This is a genomic window from Micromonospora sp. NPDC002411 (genome assembly GCF_053592955.1).
Genome location: NZ_JBSFBM010000046.1, coordinates 19,306 through 27,701 on the forward strand (window position 1 = coordinate 19,306; position 8,396 = coordinate 27,701).

4 protein-coding genes are annotated in these 8,396 nt (G+C 72.7%); 3 read left to right on the plus strand and 1 reads right to left on the minus strand.

The window, feature by feature from the left end; translation table 11 throughout:
- The first annotated feature begins 96 nt into the window (after window positions 1-96).
- Window positions 97-1,065, plus strand: coding sequence for an ATP-binding cassette domain-containing protein (locus ACWCO3_RS08700; RefSeq protein WP_145783145.1), 969 nt, complete (start codon window positions 97-99; stop codon window positions 1,063-1,065).
- Window positions 1,066-1,078: 13 nt separating this feature from the next.
- Complete coding sequence (locus ACWCO3_RS08705; RefSeq protein ID WP_145783143.1) at window positions 1,079-1,831, plus strand: ABC transporter permease; 753 nt, start codon at window positions 1,079-1,081, stop codon at window positions 1,829-1,831.
- Between the two features lie 78 nt (window positions 1,832-1,909).
- On the opposite strand, the gene ACWCO3_RS08710 is transcribed toward ACWCO3_RS08705, so the two are convergent.
- Window positions 1,910-2,284 (minus strand): DUF5988 family protein, encoded by a 375-nt coding sequence (locus tag ACWCO3_RS08710; protein WP_145783142.1) that lies wholly within the window; start codon window positions 2,282-2,284, stop codon window positions 1,910-1,912.
- Window positions 2,285-2,590: 306 nt separating this feature from the next.
- Here ACWCO3_RS08710 and ACWCO3_RS08715 point away from each other — a divergent pair.
- Window positions 2,591-8,396: type I polyketide synthase (locus ACWCO3_RS08715; protein WP_450009221.1), on the plus strand; the 5,806-nt coding region annotated here is incomplete at its 3' end.

Genomic DNA, 8,396 nt, shown 5'->3' on the forward strand with positions numbered 1-8,396 from the left:
CGCTCTCGATGCTGGTTGCGATAGGCGAATGCCGGTACCAGCGCCGTTTCGAGGATTTCCGCCGACGGTGGGATCCCTGTCGAGAGGAGACCACCGATGATCAAGGCGCGGGGTCTGACCAAGACGTTCCAGATCAACAAGTTCACCGTCGAGGCCGTGCGCGGCATCGACCTCGACGTCTCGTCCGGCGAGATGGTCGGCTTCCTCGGCCCCAACGGGGCGGGCAAGTCCACCACGTTGCGGATGCTGACCACGTTGCTGCGGCCCACCTCCGGCGAGGCCAACATCGGCGGCTGCGACCTGCTCAGCGATCCCGCCGGAGTCCGCAGGTTGATCGGCTACGTCGGCCAGAACTCCTCGGCCGGCGTCGAGTACAAGGTCCGCGAGGAGCTGGTCACCCACGCCCGGTTGCAGGGCCTGTCCGCCTCGGCCGCCCGTACCCGGGTTGGCGAGATGCTGGAGCAGTACGACCTGGCCGGCCTGGAGGACCGCATGATCGGCGCCCTCTCCGGCGGCCAGAAGCGGCGCATCGACATCGTGATGGGGGTGCTGCACCGGCCGCCGGTGGTCTTCTTCGACGAGCCGTCCACCGGACTGGACCCGCAGAGCCGCAGCAACCTGTGGAACCACATCCGCAACCTGCGCCGTGAGCACGAGACGACGGTCTTCCTCACCACCCACTACCTGGACGAGGCCGACAGCCTCTGCGACCGGATCCTCGTCATCGACGGTGGACGGATCGTCGCCGAGGGCACCGCCGACGAGCTCAAGGCCCAGGTCAACGGGGACCTGGTGACCCTGGAGACCTCCGCGCCCGCGCAGACCGCCACCGCCGCCGAACGCCTCGACGGCGCGAAGGAGGTCACCGTCGACGGCACGACAGTGCGGTTCCGCATCGCCCGCGGCGACAGCGTCCTGCCCGGCCTGCTGCGCGAACTCGACCGCAACGACGTCGACGTGTTCTCGGTGCGGACCAGCCGGCCGACACTCGACGACGTCTTCCTGACCGTCACCGGGCGCAGCCTGCGCGACAGCGAGACCGCCCCGGCGTTCCCGGGCCTGTGAAGTGAGGATCCCCATGTCGTTCCTGCGAGACACCTGGTTGACGTTCGACCGGGCGGTCCGTCCCGCCCTCCGTAGCCCCGGCACACTGATCGTCGGTGTCGCCGTGCCCCTGGTCTACCTGGTCCTGTTCGGGCCGTTGCTCAGCGACACCACCGACGAGAGCGGCCTCAGCTCCTGGCAGTGGTTCGTCCCCGGCATGCTCATCCAGCTCGCCCTGTTCATCACCGCCAACGCCGGCTTCTCGCTGATCCCGGACACCCGCTCCGGCGTGCTGGAGCGGATGCAGGTCACCCCGCTCAGCCGGGTCGCCCTGCTCACCGGCCGGGTCCTCAAGGACGTGGTGCTCCTGCTCGTCCAGGCGGTCCTGATGATCGGTCTGGCGCTGATCCTCGGCTTCCGGGCCGGCGTACTGCCGATCCTGGCCGGGCTGGTCCTGCTCGCCATCACCGCGATCGCTGTCGGCTTCACCTCCTACGGCCTGGCGCTCAAGCTCAAGCACGAGTTCGCGCTGGCCCCGGTGGTCAGCGGCATCGTCGTGCCGCTGATGCTGCTGTCCGGTGTGCTGCTGCCGATGGACCGCGCCCCGGACTGGTTGTACTACCTGTCGCGGCTCAACCCGCTCAGCTACGTCGTCGAGGCCGAGCGGGAGCTGATCAGCGGCAACTACGACCAGCAGATCGTGCTGATCGGCGTGGCGGTCGCGATCGGCCTCCTGATCCTCAGCACCACCTGGTCCCTGCGGCTGCTGCGCCGCCAGCTCGCCTGACCCCGTACGCACCGACGCCGCCGGCCTCGGCGCCATGGCCCCCCGCAGGGGCCGTGGCACCGAGGCCGGCGGCGTGTGTCAGAAGGCCATCGAGGTACGCATCGACCAGACGAACACGTCGCCCAGTTCCGCGTCGCGCTCGAAGTGCTCGTACCCGTCCAGGTAGCAGATCTTCAGCTTCTCGTTCGCCGCCAGCGTCTTGCTGACGACGAGGCTGCGCGGGATGGCGGTGGGTCCACCGACGAGCATCACCTGCACCACGGAGGTGAGCTGCTCGGCGGTCACCACGGTCCGGGACTGGAACGCCGCCTTCTCGAAATCCAGCGGCGGGTTGGTCGCCGGGTTCGCGGCGTCGTGGCTGAAGTAGTGCTGACCCAGGAACCTGCTCAGATCGGCCGGCGGGCCGAACGGGTCAGTAGGAGCATCGATCGGCGTCAACAGCGTTGTGGTCATTGTTCTGCCTTCCCGAAGAGTCACCCGGTCCTTCCGGCGGAGCCCCGGGTCGGCGCTTCCTCGCTGCCATCCCGCTCTGCTCCGTGCTTTGTGTATTGAGAATGACCTGGACGGCACCCCCGTAGATATCCCCTACCTACCCCTATCGGCTGGCCGGTATCGGGGTGCCGTCGGGGCGCGCGAGGGTCCGCCGCGACCCCGCAGGGGTTGTTGGCCCACCAGGGCGACCATAGCGTCCTGATTGCGGATCGTCGTATTCCGGCCCAGCTCATTCGGGGTCGCTCTGCCTTGAAGAGGTGGCATCGTATGGCAAGCGAAGAAACGCTCCGGGACTATCTGAAATGGGTCACGACCGACCTGCACAAGGCGCGTCAACGCATTCGGGAACTGGAATCGGCCGGGTCCGAGCCAATCGCCCTGATCGGAATGGCCTGCCGCTATCCCGGCGGTGTGCACAGCCCCGAGGACCTCTGGCAGCTGGTCGCCGAGGGGCGCGACGGCATCGGCGCGTTCCCCACCGACCGGGGCTGGGACCTCGACGGGCTCTACCACCCCGACCCCGACAACCCGGGCACCTGCTACACCCGCGACGGCGGATTCCTGCCCGACCTGGCCGCCTTCGACGCCGAGTTCTTCGGAGTCAGCCCGCGCGAGGCGATGGCCATGGACCCGCAGCAGCGGCTGCTGTTGGAGACCGCCTGGGAGGCCACCGAACGGGCCGGTATCGACCCGCACCAGCTGCGCGGCACCCGCACCGGCATCTTCGCCGGCACCCCGAGCACCCAGGACTACGTCTCACTCCTCCAGCAGAACCCACCCGAGGGCAGCGAGGGCTACTTCCTCACCGGCACCGCGCCCAGCGTGATCTCCGGCCGGGTCGCGTACCTGCTCGGCCTGGAGGGCCCGGCCGTCACCCTGGACACGGCCTGCTCGTCGTCGCTGGTCGCGCTACACCTCGCCGGTCAGGCACTGCGCCTGGGCGAGTGCGACCTGGCCCTGGCCGGCGGCGCCACGATCCTCGCCTCGCCGACCGCGTTCATCGGCTTCAGCCGCCAACGTGGCCTCGCACCGGACGGGCGGTGCAAGTCGTTCGCCGCCGCCGCGGACGGCACCGGCTGGTCCGAGGGCGTCGGCCTGCTCATGCTGGAACGGCTCGGCGACGCCCAGCGCAACGGCCACCCCGTCCTCGCGGTGCTGCGCGGTTCCGCCGTCAACCAGGACGGCGCCTCCAACGGGCTCACCGCCCCCAACGGCCCCGCCCAGCAGCGCGTCGTGCTGCAAGCCCTGGCCAACGGTGGGCTGACCACCGCCGACGTGGACGCCGTGGAGGCGCACGGCACCGGCACCGTCCTCGGCGACCCGATCGAGGCCCAGGCGCTGATCGCCACCTACGGTCAGGACCGGCCCGAGGACCGTCCGCTGTGGCTCGGCTCCCTCAAGTCCAACCTCGGGCACTCGCAGGGCGCCGCGGGCGTCGGCGGTGTGATCAAGATGGTCGAGGCGCTGCGCCACGAGACGCTGCCCCGGACCCTGCACGTCGACGAGCCCAGCCCGCACGTCGACTGGTCCGCCGGCAACGTACGCCTGCTCACCGAGGAGCGTCGGTGGCCGGCCGGGGACCGGCCGCGCCGCGCCGGGGTGTCGTCGTTCGGCATGTCCGGCACCAACGCCCACGTCATCCTGGAGGAGGCGCCGGCCGCCGAGCCGGCCGAGCCGGTCACCCCGGCCTCCGGGGAGCTTCCCTGGCTGATCTCCGCCGGCACCGCCGACGCACTACGCGACCAGGCGTCACGGCTGGCCGCCCACCTCGGCGGCCCCGGCGTCGCGAGTGCACCGGAGGACGTCGCGCACACCCTGCGTACCGCCCGCTCGACGCTCTCCCACCGCGCGGTCGTCCTCGGCCCGCAGCACCGCGACGGCCTGGCCGCCCTCGCCGGCGGCGGCACCGACGCCGACGTCGTCACCGGCACCGCCGTCGCGGACGCCGAGGTGGTCTTCGTCTTCCCGGGCCAGGGCTCCCAGTGGAGCGGCATGGCCGCCGAACTGCTCGACACCGCGCCGGCCTTCGCCGACCGGATCGCCGCCTGCGCGGCCGCCCTGCACCCGCACGTGGACTGGAACCTGCTCGACGTGCTCCGCTCCGACGACCCGGGCCTGCTGGACCGGGTCGACGTGGTCCAGCCGGCGCTCTGGGCCGTGATGGTCTCCCTGGCCGAACTCTGGCGCGACCACGGCGTCACCCCAGCGGCCGTGATCGGTCACTCGCAGGGCGAGATCGCCGCCGCGGTCGTGGCCGGCGCGCTGTCCCTCGACGACGGCGCGAAGGTCGTCGCCCTGCGCAGCCGGGCCCTGCTCCGACTCGCCGGCACCGGCGGCATGGTCTCGGTCACCGCCCCGCTGAGCACCGTCGAGGACCTGCTGGCCGACGGCCTGACGATCGCCGCCGTGAACGGACCGTCCGCCGTCGTGGTCGCCGGACCGGCCGACGCCGTGGAAGCCTTCCTGATCCGATGCGAGAACGCCGGCGTCCGGGCCCGGCGGGTCGCTGTCGACTACGCCTCGCACTGCGCCGCCGTGGAGCCGGTCGAGGCCGACCTGACCACCGCACTGGCCGGCATCACCCCCGGCCCGGCGTCGGTGCCCTTCCTGTCCACGGTCACCGGCAGCGCCGCCGACGGCGGCACACTCGACGCCGCCTACTGGTACGCCAACCTGCGCAACCCGGTCCGCCTCGACGAGGCCGTCGCCGCCGCGGCCACCGCCGGCAACCGGCTCTTCCTCGAGATCAGCCCGCACCCGGTGCTCACCGCCGGGATCAGCGACACGGTCACCACCCCGGTTCTGCACACGCTCCGACGCGGCGAGGGCGACCAGCGGCGCATCGTCCGCGTGCTCGCCGAGGCGCACGTCGCCGGGGCCACCGTCGACTGGTCCACTGTGCTGCCCGAAGCCCACCGCGTCGACCTGCCCACCTACGCGTTCCAGCGGCGTCGGTTCTGGCCGGAACCGGCACCCGAGCGAATCGCCGCCGACCCGGTCGACGCCGAGTTCTGGGCGGCCGTCGAGGGCGGCGACCTGACCGGTCTCGGCATGGGACACCTCAACGACGCCGTGGCGCACCTCGGCGAATGGCGCCGGGAACGCCGCGAACACCGGGCCCTGGACACCTGGCGCTACCGGGTGACCTGGCGTCCGCGCACCGACCTGCCGGAGCCGCGACTCGACGGAGACTGGCTGCTGCTCGTACCGGAGGGCACCGACCAGGGCCTGGTCGCGACCAGCACCGACCAGGACCTGGTCGCGACGATCACCGACCGGATGACCCGGGCCGGCGCGACCGTCACCGTCACCCCCGAAGCGCAGCTCAGCGCGGCACTGGACGGCCCCGCCCCGGCCGGCGTCCTGTCCCTGCTCGCCCTCGACGAACGCCCCACCGACCAGCACCGGGCCCTCACCCGGGGCGCCGCCGCCACCACCGACCTGCTCGCGGCCCTGCGCGACACCCATCCGCAGACCCCGGTCTGGGCCGCCACCCGTGGCGCGGTCTCGACCGGCCCGGCCGATCCGGTACGCCGAGTGCCGCAGTCGTTCGTCTGGGGACTCGGCCGGGTCGCGGCTCTGGAACAGTCCGCCTCCTGGGGCGGTCTCGTGGACCTGCCGGACACCTTCGACGAGCGCACCGCCGACCGGCTCTGCGCCGTCCTGACCGGCATCTCCGTCGGCGACGGGGTCGAGGACCAGGTAGCGGTACGCCCCTCCGGTGTCCTCGCCCGCCGGTTGACCCGCGCCGCCGCCGGCACCGCGCCGACCTGGCAGCCGTCCGGCACCGTCCTGGTCACCGGTGGCACCGGCGGCATCGGCACCGAACTCGCCCGGTGGCTCGCCCGCAACGGGGCCGACCACCTCGTCCTCACCAGCCGGCGCGGGGCCGCCGCACCCGGCGCCGCCGAACTGACCGAGGAACTCACCGCGACCGGTGTACGCGTCACCGTCGCCGCCTGCGACGTCGCCGACCTCGACGCGATCACCGCACTGGTACGCAAGTGCGCCGACGCCGGTGACCCGATCCGCGCGGTCATCCACACCGCAGGCGTCGCCCAGCACACGCCGATCGCCGACGTCACAGTCGCCGAGTTCGCCCACGTGCTGGACGCCAAGGTCACCGGCGCGGCGAACCTGGACCGGCTCTTCGGCGAGCCCGACGACCTGGACGCGTTCGTGTTGTTCTCCTCGGTCGCCGGCACCTGGGGCAGCGGCGGGCAGATCGCGTACGCGGCCGGCAACGCCTACCTGGACGCGCTCGCCGAGGCTCGCCGGGCCCGCGGCTGCGCCGCGACCGCGGTGTCCTGGGGTGCGTGGGGCGGCGGCGGTATGGCCACCAAACAGGAGACCGCCGACCACCTGCTGCGCCGTGGCCTGCCGCCGATGCCGCCCGAGCAGACCACCGTCGCCCTGGCCCAGGCGGTCGCGCTCGGCGAGGCCACCGTCACGGTCGCCGACGTGCGCTGGGACCGTTTCGCCCCGTCGTTCACCGTCGGACGGCCCAGCGCCCTGCTCGCCGACCTGGACGACGCCCGCACCGCACTGACCAACGCGGCCCCCGACGACGACAGCCAGGCTGCCGGGCTGCGTGAACAACTCGCCGGCATGACCCCCGGCGAACGGGACACCTTCCTGGTCGACCTGGTCCGCGCCGAGGCCGCCGCGGTCCTCGGGCACGCCGACGCCTCCGCCGTCACCCCGGACCGGGCGTTGCGCGACCTCGGCTTCGACTCCCTGTCGGCCGTCGAGTTCCGCAACCGGCTCTGCGCCGCGACCGGCCTGCGGCTGCCGACCACCCTCGCCTTCGACCACCCGAACGCCCACGCCATCGCCAGGATGCTGCGCGACGAGGTGGCCGGCACGGCACCGGCCCCGTCGGCGAGCCCCGCCACGGCCACCGCCGGCACCGACGAACCGGTCGCCATCGTCGCGATGAGCTGCCGCCTGCCCGGCGGCGTGCGTACCCCCGACGACCTGTGGCAGCTGGTCCTCGACGGTCGTGACGCGATCGGCGACTTCCCGGCCGACCGCGGCTGGGACGTCGACGCCCTCTACCACCCCGACCCCGACCACCCGGGCACCAGCTACACCCGCTCCGGCGGTTTCCTGCACGACGCCGCCGAGTTCGACGCCGCGTTCTTCGGCATCTCCCCACGCGAGGCGCTCGCCACCGACCCCCAGCAGCGGCTCCTGTTGGAGACCGCCTGGGAGGGCTTCGAACGGGCCGGCATCGACCCGCACGCGCTGCGCGGCAGCCGGACCGGCGTGTTCGTCGGCGCGTCCAGCCAGGGCTACGGCGCCGGCGTCCAGAACGCCCCCGAGGGCACCGAGGGCTACCTGCTCACCGGCACCGCCACAGCTGTCATCTCCGGCCGCATCTCGTACGCCCTCGGCCTCGAAGGTCCGGCGCTGACCGTCGACACCGCCTGCTCGTCGTCGCTCGTCGCGCTGCACCTGGCCGCCCAGTCGCTGCGCCGGGGCGAATGCGACCTCGCCCTGGCCGGCGGTGTCGCGGTGATCGGCAACCCGATGGTCTTCATCGAGTTCAGCCGGCAACGAGGCCTCGCCGCCGACGGCCGGTGCAAGGCCTTCGGCGCCGACGCCGACGGCACCGGCTGGGCCGAGGGGGTCAGCGTCCTGGTCGTCGAGCGGCTCCGCGACGCCGAGGCCAACGGTCACCAGGTCCTCGCCGTCATCCGGGGCAGCGCGATCAACCAGGACGGCGCCTCCAACGGCCTGTCCGCCCCGAGCGGCCCCGCCCAGCAACGGGTCATCCGGGCCGCCCTCGCCGACGCCGGACTCACCCCGGCCGACGTCGACGTGGTCGAGGCGCACGGCACCGGCACCGTCCTCGGCGACCCGATCGAGGCGCAGGCGGTCATCGCCGCCTACGGCGCCGGCCGCGACGGGACCGACCCGTTGTGGCTGGGCTCGCTGAAATCCAACATCGGCCACACCCAGGCCGCGTCGGGTGTCAGCGGAGTCATCAAGACCGTCCTCGCGCTCCAGGCCGGAGTGCTGCCCCGCACCCTGCACGCCGACGAGCCGTCACCGCACGTCGACTGGTCCG